Below are 20498 nucleotides of genomic sequence, written 5' to 3'. Positions count from 1 at the left end.
CTACCGGGACAGCATGCGCTCGAGGAACGTGAACGTCAGTGCCGCCTTGAACGCGGCCTGGGCGTTGTCCGCGGCACCGCCGTGCCCGCCCTCGATGTTCTCGTAGTACCAGACCTCGTGCCCCTGTTCCTCGAGCCGGGCCACCATCTTCCGGGCGTGACCGGGATGCACCCGGTCGTCCCGGGTCGAGGTGGTGATCAGGATCGGCGGGTACGCCGCGTCCGGGTCGGTGTTCTGGTACGGCGAGTACTCGCGCAGGAAGGCCCATTCGTCGGGGTCGTCGGGGTCGCCGTACTCGGCCATCCACGACGCCCCGGCGAGCAGCAGGTGATACCGCTTCATGTCCAGCAGCGGCACCTGGCACACGATCGTCCCGAACAGTTCGGGGTAGCGGGTGAGCATCACGCCCATGAGCAGACCGCCGTTGCTGCCACCCTGGATGCCGAGCCGGTCGGCGGTGGTGATGCCGCGCGCGACCAGATCCCGCGCCACCGCGGCGAAGTCCTCGAACACCCGGGGCCGGTTCTCCTTCAGCGCCTGGGTGTGCCACTGCGGCCCGTACTCTCCGCCGCCGCGGATGTTGGCGATCACGTAGGTGTACCCGCGTTCGAGCCACGCCAGGCCCACGCCGCCGCTGTACGCCGGCACCATCGAGTTCTCGAATCCGCCGTAGCCGTACAGCAGGGTCGGCGCCGGGGACGAGGTGTTGCGGCCCACCACGAAGTACGGAACCTGGGTTCCGTCGTCCGAGGTGGCGAAATACTGTGTGACGGTCACGTTCTCGGCGTCGAAGAACGCCGGGGCCTGCTTGATCGGCTCCAGCGGGCTGCCGACCGTGCCGGACAGCAGCGTCGCGGGCACGGTGAAACCGCTGGAGTTGAGGAAGAATTCGTCGCTCTCGAGCGGGTCGACGTCGATCACGGAGGTGGAGGTCGCGGCCGGCACGTCCTCGAGGGGCCGATCGGTCCACCCGTCCGCTCCCGGGGTGAGCATCCGCACCTCGGTCTGCACGTCGCGCAGCGCGACCACCAGCAGGTGGTTCCGCGTCCAGGCGTACTGTTCCAGCGAGGTGTGCGCGTCCGGGGCGAACAGCACCGTCATCTCGCGCGACCCGGCCAGGAACTCGGGGTAGTTCGCGGCCAGCAGGGTGCCCGCCGGATGTCCGAGCCACGGCGACCGGGTCCTGATCAGCAGGTGGTCGCGGTACACGGAGACCTTCGCGTCGTCGGGGGCCTCGATCCGGACGAGCTCCCCGTCGGGCCGCAACTCGAAACGGTGCGACGTGTAGAAGTCGATCGCGCGCTCGACGAAACTGCGCTCGAAGCCGGGGGTGCGGTCGTACCAGGCGGAGACGGCGACGTCGGACTTGTCGCCCTCGTACACCGTCTCGGCCGCGGACAGCGGGGTACCGCGGCGCCAGCGCTTGGCCAGGCGCGGATATCCGGAGTCCGTGAGCGAGCCGTCGCCGAAATCGGTGCCGACGTACACGGTGTCCGCATCGATCCAGCCGATGTCGGTCTTCGCCTCCGGCACCGTGAAACTGTCCGGCCCGTCGACGAACTTCCGTGATTCCACATCGAACTCGCGGATCACGGTGGCGTCGGCGCCGCCGCGCGACAGGCCGATCAGGGCCCGGGACTGGTCGGGCCGCAGCACCTGCGCGCCCGACCACACCCAGTTCTCGCCCTCCGCCTCGGCGACCGCATCGAGGTCGACCAGCACGTCCCAGTCCGGGGCGTCGCGCAGGTACTGCTCCATGGTGGTGCGCCGCCACAGACCGCGCACGTGCCGAGCGTCGCGCCAGTAGTTGTACAGGTACTCGCCGCGACGCCGCGCGTACGGAATGCGCGCGTCGGTGTCGAGGACCTCCCGGATCCGGGACTGCAGCGTCTCGAACGCCTCGGTGCGGGTGTACTCGTCGACGGTGCGGTCGTTGTGCGCGCGCACCCACCCGAGTTGCTGGTCGCCGGTGACGTCCTCGAGCCAGAGGTACGGGTCGTTCGTGTCGTCGGTCATCTGGTGTTCGGCGCGGATACTCCCTCGTGCACGGGGGAGAGAAGGCGCCGTCCTCCTCTCGAGGGGTGTGAGGGTGTCGGGGAAACCTGTCGGTGGGTCCGGTTGGCGTGCCCGGTATGGGGGTCGAGGTGGTGCGCTACAACTACCGGTTGCGGCCGGGCAGTATCGCCGAACATGCACTGATGCAGGAGTGGCATCGTTGCCGATTCTTGTGGAACGAGGCGGTGCACCAACACAAGGCCGGTGGCAGGCCGACGTTCGGGAAGCTGGCCACGCAGTTGACCGAAGCGCGGAAACGCTCGTCGTGGTTGCGGGACGGTTCCCAGGTGGCGCAGCAGCAGACGCTGCGAACCTATGCACAAGCGTTGGAGGCATCCTTCACGGTGAAAGGGCGTGGCCGCCCCAGAGGCAAGTCGTGGAAGACGACGTCGCCGTCGCTCGAGTACACCCGGCGCGGCTTCCGGATCCGGGACGGGCGGTTGGTGCTCGCCAAGGGTGTCAGCATCCCGGTGGTGTGGTCGCGGGAGTTGCCGTCGGAGCCGTCGAGTGTGCGCATCACCCGCGATTCGCCGGGGCACTGGTACGCCTCGTTCGTGGTGACCCGCGAGGTGGAACCGGCACCGGGAGCCCCGAGCGGTTCCGGGATCGGTGTGGATTGGGGTGGGGCCCGGACCGCGACGACCACCGACGAGAGATTCGACCTGTCCTACGGTGGGCATCGGAAACGCTGCGCGGCGGAGCCGGCGAAAGCCCAACGGAAGACGGCGCGCCGCCGCGGGAAGGGCCACCCGCCGTCGAAGGGCTACCGGCGCGCCCGCACACACGCGGCGAAGATCGTGACGAAGGCCGCGTGCCGGAACCGGCACGAGGCGCGGGTGTGGGCGAAACGTGTGGTCGACAACCAGGAGTTGATTGCGGTGGAGGATTTCCGGCCGCGGTTTATGGCGAGGTCGACGATGGCTCGTCAGGCCGCGGACGCGGCGATCGGGTCGGCGAAACGGGAGTTGATCGAGCGGGGCAGCCGGGCCGACCGGAAGGTGGTGATGGTGCGGCCCGCGTACACGACCATGACGTGTTCGAGGTGTTTCGCGAGAACCAAGCAGCGTCTCGAACTCGCGGAACGGATCTTCCGGTGCCAGGGCTGCGGCTATATCGCATGCCGGGACCGGAACGCTGCCAGAGTGGTTCTGGCTGTGGCGGAGCGTGGCCACACCGGTGTCGACGACGTCAGTCAATCGGATCACCTCCTTCGGGTCGGTGCTGCGGTTGCGGTCTGAGCTGGGAATCTCCTGCCTTCAGGCAGGAGAGGCGTTGAGCGCAATTGTTACTCATCCGGCCCCGGGCGACCCGGTGGGGACCGCGGCGCGCGACGCAAACGCCGCACCCGCCACACTGGCGGCATGCAGCTCCACCCCTCCGACGCCCAGCGGGACTGGCTCGACGACCGCGTCCGCAGCGACCAGTTCCTGCTGTTCTGCTTCGAGGAGCCGGCCGGCGACCCCGGCCACCTGGTGGCGGAGCTGCGGCGACGGGCGTCGGCCGTCGTCGAGCTGCGGCTGCACGCCGTGGCGGTGCCGGGCGATCTGGACTATCCGTACTGGGCGACCGGGCCCGTCGGCGCCGACCGGTTCGTCGTGCACCGGCTGCCGGATCCGTCCTGGCCGGGCGTGCAGGAGGCCCTCGGTGAGCTGCTCACCGACCGGCTCGACATCCGGGCCTCGCCGTGGCGGCTGCACCTGTTGCCCGGCGTGACGGGGGCACCGCGTTGCGCCGCGGCCGCAACCGTTGTCGTGCTGCAGGTTTCGCACGCCTTCGCGGACGGGGCCCGCGCGTCCGCCCTGGCCCGGGCGTTGCTGTCCGGCACCGCCCCCGCCGGCGACGGGGCCCCGGCCGGGCCGGAGGCGCCGGCGGTGCCGGTAATGCTGCTGCGGGCCGCGGCCCGGGTGCCGCTCCAGCTGGGCTCGCTGCTGGTGACGGGGGCACGCGCGGGTCGCGCCGAACGGGAACTGGCCGATCCGGCCGTCCCGCCGCCGGCCCCGGGCTGCCCGCCGAGCGCCGTGAACACCGATCCCGGCCCGCGGCGTGCCGTGCGGACGATCGTGTGCCCGGCGACGGACCTGCGCACGGTGGGGACCGTGACCGTCGGTGCGCTGACCGCGATCGGGTCCGCGCTCGCCGAGTTCCTCGGCGACTTCCCGGCCGACCGGCTCGGCGCGGAGGTGCCCGTCTCCCTCGCCGGAAACAGGTTGTCGCGCAATGCCTACCGCAGCACCGGCGTCCGGCTGTTCGCGCACGTGCGCGATCTCCGTGAACGCGCCGCGGCCATCGCGGACGACCTGGCGCAGCGGCGGCGACGGATCACGCATCCGGCCATGGATCTGCGGGATCGTCCGCTCGCGCACGTCCCGGCCCCGCTGCTGCGGTTCGGGCTCGCCCGCGCCGACTTCGGCGCGGTGCCGCGGACCGTCACCGGCACTACGGTCGTGTCGAGCGTGTACCGCGGCGCGGGCGATCTGGTGCTCGGTGGCGCCGTCGTGCGCTTCACCGCCGGGTTCCCGGGCCTGTCGCCCGTCATGGGACTGACCCACGGCGTGCACGGGATCGGCGACGTGGTCACGCTGTCGGTCACGACCAGTCCGCAGGTGCTCGAGCCCGGGGAACTGGACCGGTACGAGACCGTGCTGCGTGCCGCCGTCGCGCAGGTGGCGCGCGCGTAGGGAAGGTGTGCCCGAACCGCCCCGGGCGCTGTCGAGCAACTGCTTGGTTCGGGACGGTTGCGACTGTAGCGTGCCGGTCGGAACCGGATCGACGAGGGAGTGACGATGGGTGTGTATGCGGTGACCGGTGCGGCGTCGGGGATGGGCCGGGCCGCCGCGGATCGGCTGCGGGCAGCCGGTCACACGGTGATCGGGATCGACCTGAAGGAGGGCGACGTCGTCGCCGACCTCTCGACCCCGGCGGGACGTTCCGACGCGGTGCGGCAGACCCTCGAGCGGGCCGGGAACCGGCTCGACGGTGCGGTCCTCGCCGCGGGCCTCGGTCCGGTGCCCGGCAAGGAACAGGCCATCGCCCAGGTCAACGTCCGGGGCGTGATCGAGCTGCTCGAGGGGTGGCGGCCGGCGCTCGCCGCGACCGGCAACAGCAAGGTCGTCGTGTTCGGGTCGAATTCGACGACCACCACCCCGGCCGTCCCGATGTCGGCGGTGCGGGCGTTTCTCGCGGGCGACCTGGAGAAGGGCGTGCGGCGGGCGGGCCGGATCCGGCCGGCGGCCGCCCCGTTCACCTACGCCGCGTCGAAGATCGCCGTCACCCACTGGGCACGCCGGAATGCGGTGACCCCGGACTGGGCGGGGTCGGGGATCCGGCTGAACGTCCTCGCGCCGGGCGCGGTGGCGACGCCGTTGCTCGAGACTCAGCTCGCGAGCCCGGAAGGTAAGCGGGTCAGGAGTTTTCCGGTTCCGATCGGCGGGTTCGGTGATCCCGACCGGATCGCCGAGTGGGTGGAGTTCATGCTCTCGCCGGCCGCGGACTTCCTCGTGGGCTCCGTCGTGGTGGTCGACGGCGGCAGCGAGGCGTGGTTCCGTGCCGTCGACTGGCCGCGACCGGTGCCGGTGCGGAAGGTGCTGCGGTACGTGCAGCGGATGCGGAGCTTCCGCCGCTGAGGAAGTGCTTGCGCCCGAGGGGGCGGTTGTCGCGGGTGGCTCTCGATGTTCGTCGCGGCAGCGTCCCCCCCGCCCGCGGCAGCGTCCCCTCGGCCTCGGTGATCACCCGCTCGACGCCGTGCGCCTGCCCGATTCGTGCCTCATGTCGGGGCTACCGGCAAGTAACCGGACCATCCGCAGACACGCCGGAGCGGCAGGTCTACCCTGTTTGTTCGTGACCTCACACTATGACGTCGTTGTCCTCGGAGCCGGTCCCGGTGGGTACGTCGCTGCTATCCGCGCGGCACAGCTGGGACTGAGTACCGCCATCATCGAGAAGAAGTACTGGGGTGGTGTCTGCCTGAACGTGGGCTGCATTCCCTCCAAGGCGCTTCTCCGCAATGCCGAACTGGCGCATCTCTTCACGAAAGAGGCCAAGACGTTCGGCATGTCCGGGGACGTGTCCTTCGACTTCGGCGCCGCCGTGGACCGCAGCCGCAAGGTCGCGGACGGCCGCGTCAAGGGCGTGCACTTCCTGATGAAGAAGAACAAGATCACCGAATACGACGGTGCGGGTTCCTTCGTCGATGCCAACACCATCTCCGTCGAGCTCAACAAGGGCGGGACCGAGACGGTGACCTTCGACAACGCGATCATCGCGACCGGTTCGGTCACCAAGCTGCTGCCCGGCACCGAGCTGAGCAAGAACGTGGTCACCTACGAGGAGCAGATCCTCACCCGTGAGCTGCCGGGCTCGATCCTGATCGTCGGTGCCGGCGCCATCGGTATGGAGTTCGGCTACGTGCTGGCCAACTACGGCGTGGACGTCACCATCGTCGAGTTCCTCGACCGTGCGCTGCCCAACGAGGACGCCGACATCTCCAAGGAGATCGCGAAGGCGTACAAGAAGCTCGGCGTGAAGATCATGACCGGTGCCGCGGTGCAGTCCATCGACGACGACGGCAACAAGGTGACCGTCGCGATCAAGGACAACAAGTCCGGCAACGTCGAGTCCGTCGTCGTCGACAAGGTCATGCAGTCGGTCGGGTTCGCCCCGCGCGTGGAGGGCTTCGGCCTCGAGAACACCGGTGTCGCCCTCACCGACCGCGGCGCCATCGCCATCGACGACGTGATGCGCACGAACGTGCCGCACATCTACGCCATCGGTGACGTCACCGCCAAGCTCATGCTGGCGCACGTCGCCGAGGCGATGGGCGTGGTCGCGGCCGAGACCATCGGCGGCGCCGAGACCCTCACCTTCGACGACTACCGGATGATGCCGCGCGCGACGTTCTGCCAGCCGCAGGTCGCCAGCTTCGGCCTGACCGAGGAGCAGGCGCGCGACGAGGGTTACGACGTCAAGGTCGCGACCTTCCCCTTCACCGCGAACGGCAAGGCCCACGGCCTCGGCGACCCCAACGGCTTCGTCAAGCTGATCTCCGACAACAAGCACGGGGAACTGCTCGGCGGCCACCTGATCGGCCCCGACGTCTCCGAACTTCTGCCCGAGCTGACCCTCGCGCAGAAGTGGGACCTGACGGTCAACGAACTGGCCCGCAACGTCCACACCCACCCGACGCTGAGCGAGGCGCTGCAGGAGGCCATCCACGGCCTCGCAGGGCACATGATCAACTTCTGATCCCAGCGCGTCGAAGATCCTCCGCACGGGCAGATCCCCGTTCGGATGTACCGGCCTCAGCCCGTGGCGACCGAAACGTCGCCGCGGGCTGTCGTCGTCTTCGGAGACGAAACCTGATTCGATACCCGTGACGCGGGGTACCTTCCCCCCATGGCGGAACGCGGCGCGCGACCCGAGGTACATCCGATTCGCAGGATGATGTTGCGTGCCGTGCGCCACCTGTTCACCCCCCTTCGTCCCGACGACTACCTCGAGATGATCAATCCCCTGTGGACCACCAGGGAGCTGCGGGGCCGGGTCGAGCGGGTGGTGCCCGAAGGTTCCCGGGCGGCGTCCGTGCTGATCCGTCCCGCGTACGAGTGGCGGGGGCACCGTCCCGGCCAGTACGTGCGGTTGGGGGTGATCATCGACGGCGTCTACCACTGGCGCGCCTATTCGCTGACCTCCGATCCCGAGCCCGAGGACGGGCTGATCAGCGTCACCCCGAAGGTCGTCGAGACCGGCGTGGTCTCGCCGCACCTGGTGCGCCGGATCCGGCCCGGCGACGTGGTGCGGCTCGGCGAGGTCGAGGGTGTGTTCACCCTGCCCGACCCGCTGCCGGGGAAGATGCTGTTCGTCAGTGCCGGTAGCGGTATCACGCCGATCATGAGCATGCTGCGCAGCCTGGACCACCGCGACGCCCTCGACGACGTCGTCCTGGTGCACTCGGCCCGTACCGCCGACGAGGTCATCTTCGCGTCCGTGCTGCGTGACCTCGATGCGCGTCGTCCCGGGTTCCGCCTGGTGCTGCGGCTCACCGCGGAGCAGGGCCGCATGACGCCGGCCGATCTGGACGAGCTGTGCCCCGACTGGCGGGAGCGGGAGGCGTTCTGCTCCGGACCCGGCGAGATGCTCGATGCGTTCGTCGAGCACTGGAACGACCACGGGGATCCGAAAAAACTCCACATGGAGCGTTTCCAGCCGATCATCGGCGGGAATGCGGGGTCGGGTGAGGGCGGCACGGTTCACTTCCTCGACAGCGAGGCCGACGTCGAATGCGACGGCGGCACGCCGATCCTGGTGGCGGGCGAGAAGGCCGGCCTGCAGCTTCCGTACGGATGCCGGATCGGAATCTGCCATACCTGCGTGGGCACCCTGCGGTCGGGCAGGGTGCGGGACCTGCGCACGGACGAGGTCGCCGAACCCGTCGGCGCCGCGGTCCGCACATGCATCCACACCGCCGAAGGCGACATCGAAATCGAGCTGTGAACGAAAGGAACGCGAGATGACGACGGAGATCGAAAGTCCGCTCGCGCATCTGAGCCAGGAAACGCTCGAGGCATTGGCGAAGGAGTTCGACGCCATCCACGACCGGGTCTACGCCGACCTGGGGGAGCGCGACCGCCGCTACATCAAGACGGTGATCGCGACGCAGCGACAGCTCGCCGTCGCCGGCCGTGCCCTGCTGCTCGGCTCGGCGTCCAAGTCGGCGTGGGTCGCGGGCACCGCATGCCTCGGCATGGCCAAGATCCTCGAGAACATGGAGATCGGCCACAACGTCATGCACGGGCAGTGGGACTGGATGAACGATCCGGACATCCACTCGTCGGTGTGGGACTGGGACACCGCGTCGACCGCGGCGGGCTGGAAACACTCGCACAACTACATTCACCACACCTTCACCAACATCCGCGGCAAGGACAAGGATCTCGGGTACGAGATCATGCGGATCGACCCGCACCAGAAGTGGCATCCGGTCTACCTTGCGCAGCCGTTCTACAACGTGCTGCTCATGGCGTTCTTCGAGTGGGGCGTAGCGCTGCACGACCTCGATCTCGATGCGCTGTGGGCGGGGGAGAAGACCCCGGCGCAGGTGCTCGGCGAACTGAAGGGCATCGCAGGCAAGGCGCGGCGGCAATTCGTCAAGGACTACGTGGGCTGGCCTCTGGTCTCCGCCGGCGCGTTCGCCGCCGTGCAGCTGCTGTCGGGCGGACGGATTCCGCAGCCGGCCACCTCCCGGATCGGGCGCCGCCTGCGCGGACTCGGCCGCCTCGGGGGTGGCCGCGCGGCCGGCCGCCGGGCCGACCTCGTCGCCGACGTGCTCGACAAGGTCCTGCCGGGCGTGGAGAAGACGTTCCTCGCCACCCTGGCGGCGGACTTCACCGCCAACATCATCCGCAACGTGTGGTCGCACGCGATCATCTTCTGCGGCCACTTCCCGGACCAGACGTACACCTTCAGCCGGAAGGAGGTCGAGAACGAGAGCCGCGGCGGATGGTACGTCCGCCAGCTGGTCGGTGCGGCCAACATCGAGGGCAGTCCGCTGTTCCACGTGATCAGCGGGAACCTCGGCTACCAGGTCGAACACCACCTCTACCCCGACATGCCGAGCACCCGGTACTCCGAGGTGGCGCCCGAGGTGAAGGACATCTGCGAGCGGTACGGACTGCCGTACAACACCGGGCCCCTGTCCAGGCAGTGGGGCACCGTGCACCGGACGATCCTGCGCCTCGCGTTCCCCGGCGGCAAGCCGCGGCCGAAGCCCGGTCCGTATCGCAGCGCGGACGATCCGTCGTCACGGAAGCCGGCGACGAGCGAGGCCGCCCGGTTCCGCAGCCGACTGCCCGCGGACCATCCCGCAGCAGGCCCGGAGCACGAGCACGGTGGTGTGGAGGTCGAACCGCCGCCGCGCTGACGATCGTTGCTACGGCCGATGGGTTCGGTCGTACTCCGCTTGTGCCGCAAGCACTTCCGGCATGCTCGACTCGAGTAGCCCGATGAGGGCGCGCAGGTGCTCGGCGACCTGCGCGCCGAGCGGCGTGAGGCTGTACTCGACCTTGGGCGGAATGGTCGTTTCCACCCGCCGGTGGACGAGGCCGTCGCGCTCGAGCTGCTGCAGCGTCTGGGACAGCATGCGCTCGCTCACCCCGTCGACGTGGCGGCGCAGTTCACCGAACCGGTGCGGGCCCTCGCCCAGGGCGGCCAGGGCGAGCACGCCCCAGCGGCCGGTCGCGTTCTGCAGGACCTGCCGGGACGTGCACGCGCGGGCGAACACGTTCGCTTCGAGTGCGGGATCCGTCGTCACGCCCCTCAGCGTACATGTGCGAACACTTCGTGGCGTACTTACTTGATGGGTTGCACTTACGATTAGTAAGTGATTTGATGGCAGTGTTCCCGACTTCCGTTCTCGAGGAGATCTCATGACCATCGCCGTCACCGGTGCCACCGGCCACCTCGGCCACCACGTCGTCACCGCTCTGCTCGACCGCGGTGCCGAGCCGTCCGACGTCGTCGCGATCGTCCGCGACGCCGCGAAGGCTGCCGACCTCGCCGCCCGGGGCGTGCAGGTGCGCGTCGCCGACTATGGCGACCGGGACGCACTCGTCGCCGCTCTGGCCGGCGTCGACAAGCTCCTGCTGATCTCCGGAAGCGAGGTCGGCCGGCGGATTGCGCAGCACACCAACGTCATCGAGGCCGCGAAGGCCGCAGGGGCCGGCCTCGTGGCCTACACCAGCGTCCTCGACGCGCAGCGCAGCCCCCTGGCCCTGGCCGCCGAGCACAAGACCACCGAGGACCTGCTCGCCGCCTCCGGCCTGGACGTCGTGCTGCTGCGCAACGGCTGGTACTGGGAGAACTATGCCGCCGCTGTCGACACGGCGAAGGCGACCGGCGCCCTGTTCGGCGCCGCCGGCACCGGCCGCGTCGCCGGTGCCGCCCGCAAGGACTACGCGGAGGCCGCCGCCGCCGTGCTGCTCGCCGACGACCAGGCCGGCCGGATCTACGAACTCGGCGGCGACGAGCGCCTCACCTACGTGGAACTCGCCGACGTCCTGTCCGGGATCGTCGGCGCGCCCGTCGCCTACAAGGACCTGCCCCGGGACGAGTACACGAAGGTCCTCGAGAGCGCCGGGGTGCCCGCTCCGATGGCCGCTATCCTCGCGGACTCCGACGCGGGCATCGCCGTCGGCGCCCTCGACACCGACAGCGGCGACCTGCAGCGACTCATCGGACGCCCGAGCACGCCGGTGGCCACGGCGCTGAGCCGGTAATCCACGCGGCGAACCGGAATCCGCCCACGACACAGCATGGGCAGATTCCGGCTCCGCGAGCGGATCCAGGTTGTCCACAGGCGGCCGCTTCATCCCCAGATGTGCCGGTGCGTCCCGATCTGCGCCGGCTCGACGCGGCACATGCGCCACGCTCGGTCCATGACCGATCCCACAGCCCTGACCAGACGGGATCTGCTGGCGCAGGGTGTCACCGACGACCGGCTCCGCGCCGCGCTGCGGACAGGCGACCTCGTCGCGCTGAAACGGGGCGTGTATCTGCGGCGGGCGGACGACGGCCCGCTCGACGACACCGGCCGGCACCGGGTCCTGGCACGGCACGTCGGCTCGGGTCTCCGCCCGGGGGATGCGCTCAGCCACGTGTCCGCCGCCGTCCTGCTGGGCCTGGACATGTGGAACGCGGATCTGCGCCGCGTACACGTCTCGCGGACGTCCGCGAGTGGGCGCAGGGTCACGTACCTCCACGTCCACGCAACCGACTGGTGCGACGGCGATGTCGTCACGCTCGACGGTGTCCGCGTCACCTCGGTGGCGCGCACCATCGTCGACCTCGGCCGGTCGCTGCCACTCGAGGAGGCGGTCGTCGCCGGGGACTCCGGACTGCGTGCCGATGCGTCCGCCCGCGACCGGTTGCCCGCAGTTCTCGCCGCGGCCCGTCACCGCACCGGGGTGTCCCGGGCCGCCGCCGTCGTGGACCTGCTCGACGGACGGAGCGAGAGCGTCGGGGAGTCGGTGTCGCGCCTGCGCATGGCGCGATTCGGCCTGCCGGTACCTGCCCTGCAACACGAGGTCGTGGCTCGGGACGGGCGCCGGTACCGCGTCGACTTCTTCTGGGAATCGCAGGGCGTCGTCGGCGAATTCGACGGTGCCGGGAAGTACGCGGACCGCCGCGACCTCGTCGCCGAGAAGCACCGCGAGGACGCTCTGCGTGACCTCGGCTTCGAGGTTGTGCGGTGGACATGGGCCGACCTGGATCGGTTCGAGGTCGTCGCCCGGAGGTTCGCCCGGGCCGTCGCTCGAAGATCCACGCGCTGAACCGGAATCCGCCCACGACACAGCCTGAGCGGATTCCGGTTCAGCGCGGGAATTCAGCGAGTCCGGTAGGCCACCCAGCCGCCGAACTCGGTGATGTCGACGGCGTCCACCGCGGCGTCGTGCGTGCAACCGAATCCGACGACCCACCGCCCGTCCGAGAGTTCGACGCTGGTCAGCGTCATCGGCGCGGGCAGCGCGGCCAGGAACCGGCCCAGGCCGGCCTCCGAGACCCGGAACACCTCGCCGGCGATCGGCGCGCCCCGGCCGGCGCCGTGGCGGACGAGACCGGGCTTCGGGGGAGTGGTGTTCAGCGCCGTCAGGCGGTACGCGTCGGACGTGTGGACCTCCTCGACGAACCGGGCACCGATCTCCTCGAGCTGGAAGTGCAACGGCTGGTCGCGCAGGTGCGCCCCGAACACCGCCAGCTCGACCCCGCCGGAGGCGAATCCCGGCGCGGCGACACCCGTCAACCGCGCCGCGAGATCCACGGCGACCTGGTCGGCGAAGGCCGGCACCACGACCATCACCCCGAAGGGATGGCCCTCGGCGGTCGGTGCACCCGGTACCGCGACCGCGGCCATGTCGAGCAGATTGCAGAAGTTCGTGAATGTGCCCATCCGCCGGTTGATCCCGATCGGGTCGGACTGTACCGCCGCGATCGTGGGATGCTCGGTGGTGGTGGGCAGCAGCAACCCGGCGAATCCGTCGAGGAGGTCCGCCGCGAACGCCTTGGTCTGGGTCAGGGTGTCGAGATCGGCCACCAGTTCGTGCGCCGCGGGGCGCTCCGCGGCCGCGACGATCGCCGCGACCGTCGGATCCGCCCCGGCGGGGTTCGTCGCCAGGAACTCTCCGACGGCCGCGTACCGCTGCGCGACGACGGCACCGTCGTAGAGCAGTGTCGCCGCGTCCAGCAGCGGCGAGACGTCGACCTCGGTCACGTCGAGTCCCGCCGCACGCCCTGCGGCGACGGTGCGCGCGAACGCCTCTCGATACTCGTCGCACAACTCGACGAGGTCCTCCGCGCGCGGCACCGCCACACGCGGCGTGGACGGCGCGGCGAACGGCACGTCCGACGGCCACCTCCGGGAGCGCGGGTCGCGCGGTTCCGGCCCGGCCATCACCTTCGCCGCCGTCACGGCCAGGTCGAGCGACGTGGCGAACACGGTGAGGCAGTCGTAGTCCACGCACGCCGGCACCACGCCGTGGGCCGGGATCACGCCGAGCGTGGCCTTGATGCCCACCAGTCCCTGCAGCGCGGCCGGGACCCGGCCGGATCCCGCGGTGTCCGTGCCGATCCCGATGTCCGCGATGCCCAGCGCGACCGCGGTCGCCGAGCCCGAACTCGATCCGCCCGATACGCGTTCGGGATCCCAGGAACAGCGCACCGCCCCGTACGGGCTGCGGGTGCCGACGAGTCCGGTGGCGAACTGGTCGAGGTTGGTCTTGCCCAGGATCACCGCACCGGCAGCGACGAGGCGCTCGACGCCCGACGCGGTGTCCGTGGGGGTGTAGGCGAACTCGGGGCAGCCGGCCGTGGTGGGTAGTCCGGCGACGTCCACGTTGTCCTTCACCGCCAGAAGCAGGCCCGCGAGCGGCAGGTCCTCGCCCGCCGCGACGCGCGCGTCCACGGCGTCGGCGTCGGCGAGCACATCCGCGGCCGGCCGCAGCGCGATCCACACCTCGGGCCGGTCCACCTCGCCGAGGCGGCGCAGCGCCGCCTCCGCCCGGGCCCTGCTCGACGACGGCGCAGCCGAAAGTCCATTTTCCACAACGATGCTCATGCTGCTCCGATCACGAGAAGGGGGGTGCCGGGGGCGACTTTCGCGCCCGGCCCGACGAGGACCTTCAGGACGGTCCCCTCGACGGCTGCCGGCACGGGCATTTCCAGCTTCATGGCCTCGAGGATGACGGCGGTGTCGTCGGCGGCGACCCGTTCGCCCTCTGCCACCTCGACCCGCCACACGTTGCCGACCATGGGGGCCTCGACGACGACCGATCCCGCCGGCATCCCGGCGAGCGGGTCGACGGGCTCGACCACCTCGATCGGCGCCGGCTCGGTGCGGTCGAACTCACCGGCCGCGTGCCACGCCTGCTTCTCGGTTTCGAACGCCGCGGACTGACGCTCGTGGAACGCGTCGATGGACTCGGCATTCTCCGCCAGGAACCGCAGGTGGTCGGCGAGGGCGAACGTGCCCTCGGAGACCTCGGCGTCGAACCGGCCCGCCAGGGACGCGGCGCGGTACTCGAGCAGCTGCTCCGGGCTCACCGGTTCCCACACGATCCGGTCGAAGAAGCGGAACAGCCACGGCTTGCCGTCCTCGAACGGGCCGGCCTGCCGGTACCCCGACCAGATCGGCACCGTCCGCCCGATCAGCTGGTAGCCGCCGGGGGACTCCATGCCGTAGACGCACAGGTACTTCCCGCCGATGCCCACGGCGTCCGACGGGGTCCACGTGCGCGCCGGGTTGTACTTCGTCGTCACGAGCCGGTGCCGGGGATCGAGCGGAACGGCCAGGGGCGCACCGAGATACACGTCGCCGAGGCCGAGGACGAGGTACTCGGCGTCGAACACCGTGTCGCGGACCTGCTCGACCGAGTCGAGTCCGTTGATGCGCCGGATGAACTCGGTGTTCGACGGCAGCCACGGCGCCGAGTCGCGCACACCGCTGTGGTAGCGGGAGATCGCCTCGGAGATCGACGGGTCGTCGAACGAGAGCGGCAGCCGGACGGTGCGGCTGGGCACCACCAGATCGTGGGTGGCCGGCAGTTCCGTCTCGAGGTCCTGCAGGGTCCCGAGCAGCCGGTGCTGGGGCAGCACCTCCGGGTCGAAGTGCACGTGCAGCGACCGCACCCCCGGCGTGACGTCGACGATCCCCGGCAGGCGCACGGCCGCGAGCGCCTCGGACAGGGCGTGCACCCGCATCCGCAACCCCAGGTCGAGCACCATGTCGCCGTACTCGACGAGGATGTTGTCGTCGCCGCCGCGCAGGTACACCACCTCGGGACGGTCCAGGAACGCCGGGGTACCGGCCAGCCGGCCGCCGTCGAGCGCGGCGGGCTGCGCCACGGGCGGGACGTCGCGGGCGCGGGCCGCCGCGCCGCGCAGCTCGACCGCCGCCTCGTCGGTCACGGGAACGAACCGCACCGAATCCCCGGGCCGGATCTGCCCCATCTTCCAGCGGTGACCGGAGACGACCGTGAGCGGGCACGCGAACCCGCCCAGGCTCGGGCCGTCCGGACCGAGCAGGATCGGGGTGTCGCCGGAGACGTTGAGCGCGCCCACCGAGTAGGGGTTGTCGTGCAGGTTCGACGGGTGCAGCCCGGCCTCGCCGCCGTCCGTCCGCGACCAGGTGGGCTTGGGGCCGTCCAGGCGGATGCCGGTGCGGTTCGCGTGGGACTGCACCGTCCACGTGGTGTCGTAGAACTGGGCCAGGTCGTCCTCGGTGAAGTAGGCCGGGGCGGGCTGCGGACCCTCGGTGACGGCGAGATGCCACGTGTGGGTGAACTCCGGGCGACGGTCCACGGGTACGGGTGCCGGGCCGGCAGGGGCGGGCGACTCCGCCACGCCGAGCACATCACCCGTGGCCACGGCTCTACCGGTGACGCCGCCGAAGCCGCCGAGGGTGAACGTCGCGGCGCTGCCGTGGTAGAGCGGGGCGTCGAGCCCGCCCCGCACCGCGACGTAGGTGCGCAGGCCCTGCTCGGCCGGGGCGCCGACGTCGAGCACGCCGCCGGCCGGCACCTCCACGGGCTCCCACATCGGCACGGGCACCCCGTCCACGGTGGCGACGACCGGGGCGCCGGTGACGCACACGAGCGTCGGGTCGGAGAACTTCAGGCGCGGGCCCTGCAGCGTGCATTCCAGCGCCGGTGCCCCCTCCGGGTTGCCGACGGCGCCGTTGGCCGCGCGCATCGACAGGTCGTCCATCGGGCCCGACGGCGGAATGCCGACCTCCCACAGGCCGATCCGGCCGGGGAAGTCCTGCACCGTGGTCATGGTGCCCGCGCGCAGCACGTCGATGCGGTGGCCCGTCGCCCGCACGTCCCGCAGCGTCGCGGTGGTGTGTGCGGCCTCGAGCACCGGCTCGGCGGTGCAGATGCGCCGCAGCTGCGGCAGGTTCGTCTGCACGCCGTACAGGTGGGTGTCGTCGAGCGCCTCGGCGAGCGCCGCGAACGCGGTGCGCCGGGACTCGCCGCGCACGATGATCTTGGCGAGCATCGGATCGTAGAACGAGCTCACCTCCGTGCCGGTGTCCACCCACGTCTCGACGCGGGTGTGGGCCGGGAACTCCACGGCGGTGAGCAGTCCGGCGCTGGGCCGGTAGTCGTGCCCCGGGTCCTCCGCGTACACGCGCGCCTCCACGGCGTGACCGGTGATCCGCGGTCCGCCGTCGGGCAGCGCGTCGAGCATCTCGGTCTCGCCCCGGCCCAGCCGCAGCATCCACTCGACCAGGTCCACACCGGTGACCTCCTCGGTGACCGGGTGCTCGACCTGCAGGCGGGTGTTCATCTCGAGGAACGACGCCTCGCCGCGTTCGACGTCGTAGACGAATTCGACGGTCCCGGCGGAGCGGTAGCTCACCGACGAGGCGAGCCGGCGCGACGCCGCGAGCAGTTCCTCGACGACCGCGTCGGGCAGGTTCGGGGCGGGCGCCTCCTCGACGACCTTCTGGTTGCGACGCTGCAGCGAGCAGTCGCGCGTGCCGAGGCTGATCGTGCGGCCGCAGCCGTCGCCGAACACCTGCACCTCGATGTGGCGGGCGTGGGCGACGAACCGTTCGAGGAACACGCCCGACGAGGAGAAGTTCGCGGACGCGAGGCGCTGCACCCGCTCGTACGCGTCCCGCAGCTCGTCGGGGGTGTGACAGGCCTGCATGCCGATGCCACCCCCGCCGCCGACGGCCTTGAGCATCACGGGGTATCCGACGGTTTCGGCCGCGGCGACGGCGGCGTCGACGGACGCGAGCAGGCCGCTGCCCTCGACGAGCGGGACGCCGACGGCGCGCGCCGCCTCGCGAGCGGTGTGCTTGTCGCCGAAGACCCGCAGCTGCTCGGGCGTGGGCCCGATGAACGCGATGCCCGCCGCCTCGCAGGCGGCCGCGAATTCCGCGTTCTCCGAGAGGAACCCGTACCCGGGGTGGACCGCGCCGGCACCGGTCGCGAGGGCGGCCTCGATCACCAGATCCGCCCGCAGGTACGACTCCGCGGCCGGGGCGGGACCGAGGCGCACGGCCATGTCCGCCATTTCGACGTGGGCGGCGGACGCGTCCGCATCCGAGTACACGGCGACGGTCTTCAGCCCCAGTGTGTGCGCCGAACGCATGATCCGGCAGGCGATCTCGCCACGGTTGGCGACGAGCAGGGTGTCGAAAGCGAACGTCACGACAGGCTCCTTCGGTGACGGGGAAGAGGAAGGTATGGGGGCGGAACCGGATGTCAGCGCGCGAACGACATCGCGGTGACGGCGCGGGTCACCCGGTCGAGCACCACCGCGAGGGATTCACCGATGTGCCGGTGCAGCAACCGGTGGGCACGCTCGAGCTCGTCGCCGAGCACGGCGTCGACGATGGCGAGGTGCTCGGCGATCGACGTCTCGATCCGGCTGTTGACCATGAAGTCGTACATCCGCACGTGCCGGATCCGGGAGTTGACCGACTCGAGCGAGCCCGCCAGTTCCGCGTTGCCCGATGCGGCGAGCAGTGCGACGTGGAACTCCTCGTCGAGCACCACGAAGCCCGGTTCCTGCTGCGGCGGGTCGGCGGACAGGCGCAACCACCGTTCGCGTTCGGCGGTGAGGGCGGCGCGGTCGTGCCGCACATCGGGATTGTCGATCGCCCGCGCAATGCCCTGCAGTTCCAGGGTGATCCGCAGCTCGTAGAGGTCGCGGATGCGGGGGATGCTCGGCGGCACCGGCGAGAATCCGTACTCCTCGCGGCGCAGCAGGCCGTCCGCGCACAGCATCGCGAGGGCTTCCCGGACCGGGGTGCGGGAGATGCCGAAGCGCGCGGACAGTTTCGGCTCGGTCAGCCGCTCACCGACCGGGATCGAGCCGTTCATCAGCTCGGTGCGCAGTTCCCGGTACACCCGCGTCCGGAGCGGTTGCGCCGTGGCTGTATCCGTACGTGTCGACATAGCTGTATACGCTATGGACGTCGTGTTTCGCCGAGATTGCCCGCGGTAAAGCGGCGGTTAGGAAGAACTCTCAGAAGTCCCGCTCGATGCGCAGCACGCCGATGGTGGTGGCAAGTCCGTCGTATTGCGCTACCAGCAGGCAGAATTCGACCATCCGCCGGTCGTCGAGGTGAGCGGCCAGCGCCTTCCACGTCCCGTCGGCGAGGTCCCTGGTGGTGACCAGCTCGTCGACCGCCGCGAGCATCGCCCGGTGCCGCGGGCTCCAGCCGGGGGCCCCGGGCCCGTCGAGGATGCGCTGCAGGATCTCCGGCGTGATCCCGGCGCGGCGGCCGAGCCGGGTGTGGTGGTCCAGCTCGTAGCCGCACTCGCGCAGGTGCGCCACGCGGAGGATGACCAGTTCGGATTCGAACCGGGGCAACCGCCCGAACGGCATGAGCTTCCCGGAGTAGTACAGCCAGCCGCGGAACAGGCCACCGGTGCGGCCCAGGGTGCTGAACAGCTGCGCGTCCTTCGTGCCGGCCACCGTCGAGAGCACGCGCCAGGCCGCCCAGTTGAGAGGGCCGAGCTCCCTGAACCGTCCGGGCCGGATGCGAGGTGACATGCCGGTCAGTCTCGCACGGCGCGCGCCAATCGGGCCATCGTCCGGGCCTGCTCGGCGCGCTGCACCACCACCGCCCGGGACGTGTCGATGTGGGCGAGGAGCTGGGCGTGGGCGTCCTCGAGACGGCCCGCGAGCACCGACTCCGCCACGCAGATGTGCTCGTCGACGGTCGCCGTGATCCGGTCGTGCGTCAGGTAGTCGAACATGCGCACGGGCCGCACCTTCGCGTTCACGGTGGCCAGCGCGTCGCACAGGGCCGGGTTGCCGGCGGAGGCCAGCAACGCCAGGTGGAACTGTTCGTCGAGCCCGACGAAGCCCGCATCCGGCTCGGGCAGGTCACGGCGCAGCGCATACCACCGGTCGAGCTCGGCACCGAGCACGTGGGGATCGTGCCGGATCGACGGATCGGCCAGCGCGCGACGGATCCCGCGCAGCTCCAACGTGGTCCGCAGCTCGTACAGATCGGCGAGGTCGTCGAAGCGCGGCCGGTACGGGAACAGGCCCTGCTCGCGCCGCTCGACCAGCCCGTCGGACACCAGCCGCGCCAGCGCCTCCCGCACCGGCGTGCGGGAGACCCCGTACTGCTCGGCGAGGCGTTCCTCGCCGAGCCGTGCGTCCGGCGGCAGGACGCCCGTCATCAGGTCCGAACGCAGCGCCCGGTAGACCCGGTCGCGCCGCGTGCCACCGGTGCTCATCAGATCGCCATGGCCGCGCGGACGGTGCCGGCGGCATCCGTGCCGCCGTCGCCGGTGGCGGTGATGCGACCGGATTCGAGGACGTAGTACCGCTGGGCGGCGTGCAGGGCGAAGCCGATGTGCTGCTCGACGAGCAGCACCCCGAGGTCGCCGCGCCGGCTGAGTTCGACGACGGTGTTCTCGATCTCGGCGACGACCGACGGTTGGATGCCCTCGGTGGGTTCGTCGAGGATGAGCATGCGGGGCTCGGTGATCAGGGCGCGGGCGATCGCCAGCTGCTGGCGCTGGCCGCCGGAGAGCAGGCCGGCGCGTCGGTCCAGCAGCGGCACGAGGGCGGGGAACAGGTCGAGCATCTCGGCGACGAGCCGCTTGCCGCGTCTGCGCCCGTCGGCGACGACCTGCAGGTTCTCGGCGCAGGTGAGCTGGCCGAAGGATTGCTGTCCCTGGGGGACGTAGGCCAGGCCGCGGGCGACGCGCGCGGACGGCCGCAGCGCGGTGACGTCCTCGCCGTCGAACACGATCCGGCCGAAGGTGGTGGGCAGCAGGCCGACCGCGGCGCGCAGCAGGGTGGTCTTGCCGGCCCCGTTGTGGCCCATGACGGCGACGACGCCGTCGGCGGGAACGGTGAGGGTGGCCCCGTGGATGATCTCGGTGCGGCCGTAGCCGGTGCGCACGTCGACGAGCTCGAGCATG

16 protein-coding genes are annotated in these 20498 nt (G+C 70.8%); 8 read left to right on the top strand and 8 right to left on the bottom strand.

Going from position 1 to position 20498, the window contains the following annotated elements:
• Nucleotides 1–2196 carry a prolyl oligopeptidase family serine peptidase gene (locus HFP48_RS20445; RefSeq protein WP_255326775.1) on the bottom strand — a complete coding sequence of 732 codons (2196 nt, stop codon included), beginning with the start codon at nt 2194–2196 and terminating at the stop codon, nt 1–3.
• On the opposite strand from HFP48_RS20445, the gene HFP48_RS20440 reads away from it, so the two are divergent.
• From HFP48_RS20440 to HFP48_RS20415, 6 genes are all read left to right on the top strand, one after another.
• Nucleotides 2133–3293 carry an RNA-guided endonuclease TnpB family protein gene (locus HFP48_RS20440; RefSeq protein WP_065922275.1) on the top strand — a complete coding sequence of 387 codons (1161 nt, stop codon included), beginning with the start codon at nt 2133–2135 and terminating at the stop codon, nt 3291–3293. The genes HFP48_RS20445 and HFP48_RS20440 overlap by 64 nt on opposite strands.
• Nucleotides 3294–3416: 123 nt before the next feature.
• Nucleotides 3417–4733: a wax ester/triacylglycerol synthase domain-containing protein gene (locus tag HFP48_RS20435; RefSeq protein ID WP_065922276.1), complete on the top strand. Its 1317-nt coding sequence runs from the start codon at nt 3417–3419 to the stop codon at nt 4731–4733.
• Between the two features lie 105 nt (nt 4734–4838).
• Nucleotides 4839–5678, top strand: a complete 840-nt coding sequence (locus HFP48_RS20430) for an SDR family oxidoreductase (protein ID WP_006932938.1) — start codon at nt 4839–4841, stop codon at nt 5676–5678.
• Nucleotides 5679–5892: 214 nt separating this feature from the next.
• Complete coding sequence (lpdA, locus tag HFP48_RS20425) at nt 5893–7296, top strand: dihydrolipoyl dehydrogenase (protein WP_044475707.1); 1404 nt, start codon at nt 5893–5895, stop codon at nt 7294–7296.
• 150 nt (nt 7297–7446) lie between these two features.
• On the top strand, nt 7447–8544 hold the full coding sequence (locus tag HFP48_RS20420) for a ferredoxin reductase (RefSeq protein ID WP_050035655.1): 1098 nt from the start codon (nt 7447–7449) through the stop codon (nt 8542–8544).
• A gap of 16 nt (nt 8545–8560) precedes the next feature.
• Nucleotides 8561–9970 (top strand): acyl-CoA desaturase, encoded by a 1410-nt coding sequence (locus HFP48_RS20415; RefSeq protein ID WP_006932943.1) that lies wholly within the window; start codon nt 8561–8563, stop codon nt 9968–9970.
• 9 nt (nt 9971–9979) lie between these two features.
• Here the strand turns inward: HFP48_RS20415 and HFP48_RS20410 are convergent, their stop codons facing one another.
• Nucleotides 9980–10360 carry a helix-turn-helix domain-containing protein gene (locus HFP48_RS20410; protein ID WP_006932945.1) on the bottom strand — a complete coding sequence of 127 codons (381 nt, stop codon included), beginning with the start codon at nt 10358–10360 and terminating at the stop codon, nt 9980–9982.
• A 115-nt stretch (nt 10361–10475) separates the two neighbouring features.
• Between HFP48_RS20410 and HFP48_RS20405 the strand changes: the two genes are divergently transcribed.
• Together HFP48_RS20405 and HFP48_RS20400 are read left to right on the top strand one after the other, a co-directional pair.
• Nucleotides 10476–11324 carry an SDR family oxidoreductase gene (locus HFP48_RS20405; RefSeq protein WP_050035653.1) on the top strand — a complete coding sequence of 283 codons (849 nt, stop codon included), beginning with the start codon at nt 10476–10478 and terminating at the stop codon, nt 11322–11324.
• A 159-nt stretch (nt 11325–11483) separates the two neighbouring features.
• On the top strand, nt 11484–12377 hold the full coding sequence (locus HFP48_RS20400; RefSeq protein ID WP_050035652.1) for a hypothetical protein: 894 nt from the start codon (nt 11484–11486) through the stop codon (nt 12375–12377).
• 53 nt (nt 12378–12430) lie between these two features.
• On the opposite strand, the gene atzF is transcribed toward HFP48_RS20400, so the two are convergent.
• The 6 genes from atzF to urtE all read right to left on the bottom strand — a co-directional run bounded on the left by atzF (nt 12431) and on the right by urtE (nt 20497).
• Nucleotides 12431–14158, bottom strand: a complete 1728-nt coding sequence (gene atzF / locus HFP48_RS20395) for an allophanate hydrolase (protein ID WP_168579934.1) — start codon at nt 14156–14158, stop codon at nt 12431–12433.
• The gene (gene uca, locus HFP48_RS20390; protein WP_168579933.1) at nt 14155–17760 is read right to left on the bottom strand and encodes an urea carboxylase; all 3606 of its coding nucleotides are present in this window, start codon (nt 17758–17760) and stop codon (nt 14155–14157) included. The genes atzF and uca overlap by 4 nt, the downstream gene beginning before the upstream one ends.
• A 53-nt stretch (nt 17761–17813) precedes the next feature.
• Nucleotides 17814–18509, bottom strand: a complete 696-nt coding sequence (locus HFP48_RS20385) for a GntR family transcriptional regulator (protein WP_029545262.1) — start codon at nt 18507–18509, stop codon at nt 17814–17816.
• Between the two features lie 70 nt (nt 18510–18579).
• The gene (locus HFP48_RS20380) at nt 18580–19110 is read right to left on the bottom strand and encodes a carboxymuconolactone decarboxylase family protein (RefSeq protein ID WP_043803327.1); all 531 of its coding nucleotides are present in this window, start codon (nt 19108–19110) and stop codon (nt 18580–18582) included.
• A gap of 5 nt (nt 19111–19115) precedes the next feature.
• Nucleotides 19116–19805 carry a GntR family transcriptional regulator gene (locus HFP48_RS20375; protein WP_006932958.1) on the bottom strand — a complete coding sequence of 230 codons (690 nt, stop codon included), beginning with the start codon at nt 19803–19805 and terminating at the stop codon, nt 19116–19118.
• Complete coding sequence (gene urtE, locus HFP48_RS20370) at nt 19805–20497, bottom strand: urea ABC transporter ATP-binding subunit UrtE (protein WP_029545260.1); 693 nt, start codon at nt 20495–20497, stop codon at nt 19805–19807. Before urtE ends, HFP48_RS20375 begins: the two co-directional genes overlap by 1 nt.
• Nucleotide 20498 lies beyond the last annotated feature (1 nt).

Origin of the sequence: Rhodococcus sp. DMU1 (assembly GCF_012272955.1) — a bacterium.
Lineage (GTDB): Bacteria > Actinomycetota > Actinomycetes > Mycobacteriales > Mycobacteriaceae > Rhodococcus > Rhodococcus aetherivorans.
Note: the sequence above shows the minus strand (reverse complement) of the source record. Positions and strands in the feature narration are given on the sequence as shown.

Coding starts and splice junctions, on each gene's coding strand:
- HFP48_RS20440 (WP_065922275.1), top strand. CDS start 2,133: ATGGGGGTCGAGGTGGTGCGCTACAACTACCGGTTGCGGCCGGGCAGT.
- HFP48_RS20435 (WP_065922276.1), top strand. CDS start 3,417: ATGCAGCTCCACCCCTCCGACGCCCAGCGGGACTGGCTCGACGACCGC.
- HFP48_RS20430 (WP_006932938.1), top strand. CDS start 4,839: ATGGGTGTGTATGCGGTGACCGGTGCGGCGTCGGGGATGGGCCGGGCC.
- HFP48_RS20420 (WP_050035655.1), top strand. CDS start 7,447: ATGGCGGAACGCGGCGCGCGACCCGAGGTACATCCGATTCGCAGGATG.
- HFP48_RS20415 (WP_006932943.1), top strand. CDS start 8,561: ATGACGACGGAGATCGAAAGTCCGCTCGCGCATCTGAGCCAGGAAACG.
- HFP48_RS20405 (WP_050035653.1), top strand. CDS start 10,476: ATGACCATCGCCGTCACCGGTGCCACCGGCCACCTCGGCCACCACGTC.
- HFP48_RS20400 (WP_050035652.1), top strand. CDS start 11,484: ATGACCGATCCCACAGCCCTGACCAGACGGGATCTGCTGGCGCAGGGT.
- atzF (WP_168579934.1), bottom strand. CDS start 14,158: ATGAGCATCGTTGTGGAAAATGGACTTTCGGCTGCGCCGTCGTCGAGC.
- HFP48_RS20385 (WP_029545262.1), bottom strand. CDS start 18,509: ATGTCGACACGTACGGATACAGCCACGGCGCAACCGCTCCGGACGCGG.
- HFP48_RS20380 (WP_043803327.1), bottom strand. CDS start 19,110: ATGTCACCTCGCATCCGGCCCGGACGGTTCAGGGAGCTCGGCCCTCTC.
- HFP48_RS20375 (WP_006932958.1), bottom strand. CDS start 19,805: ATGAGCACCGGTGGCACGCGGCGCGACCGGGTCTACCGGGCGCTGCGT.
- urtE (WP_029545260.1), bottom strand. CDS start 20,497: ATGCTCGAGCTCGTCGACGTGCGCACCGGCTACGGCCGCACCGAGATC.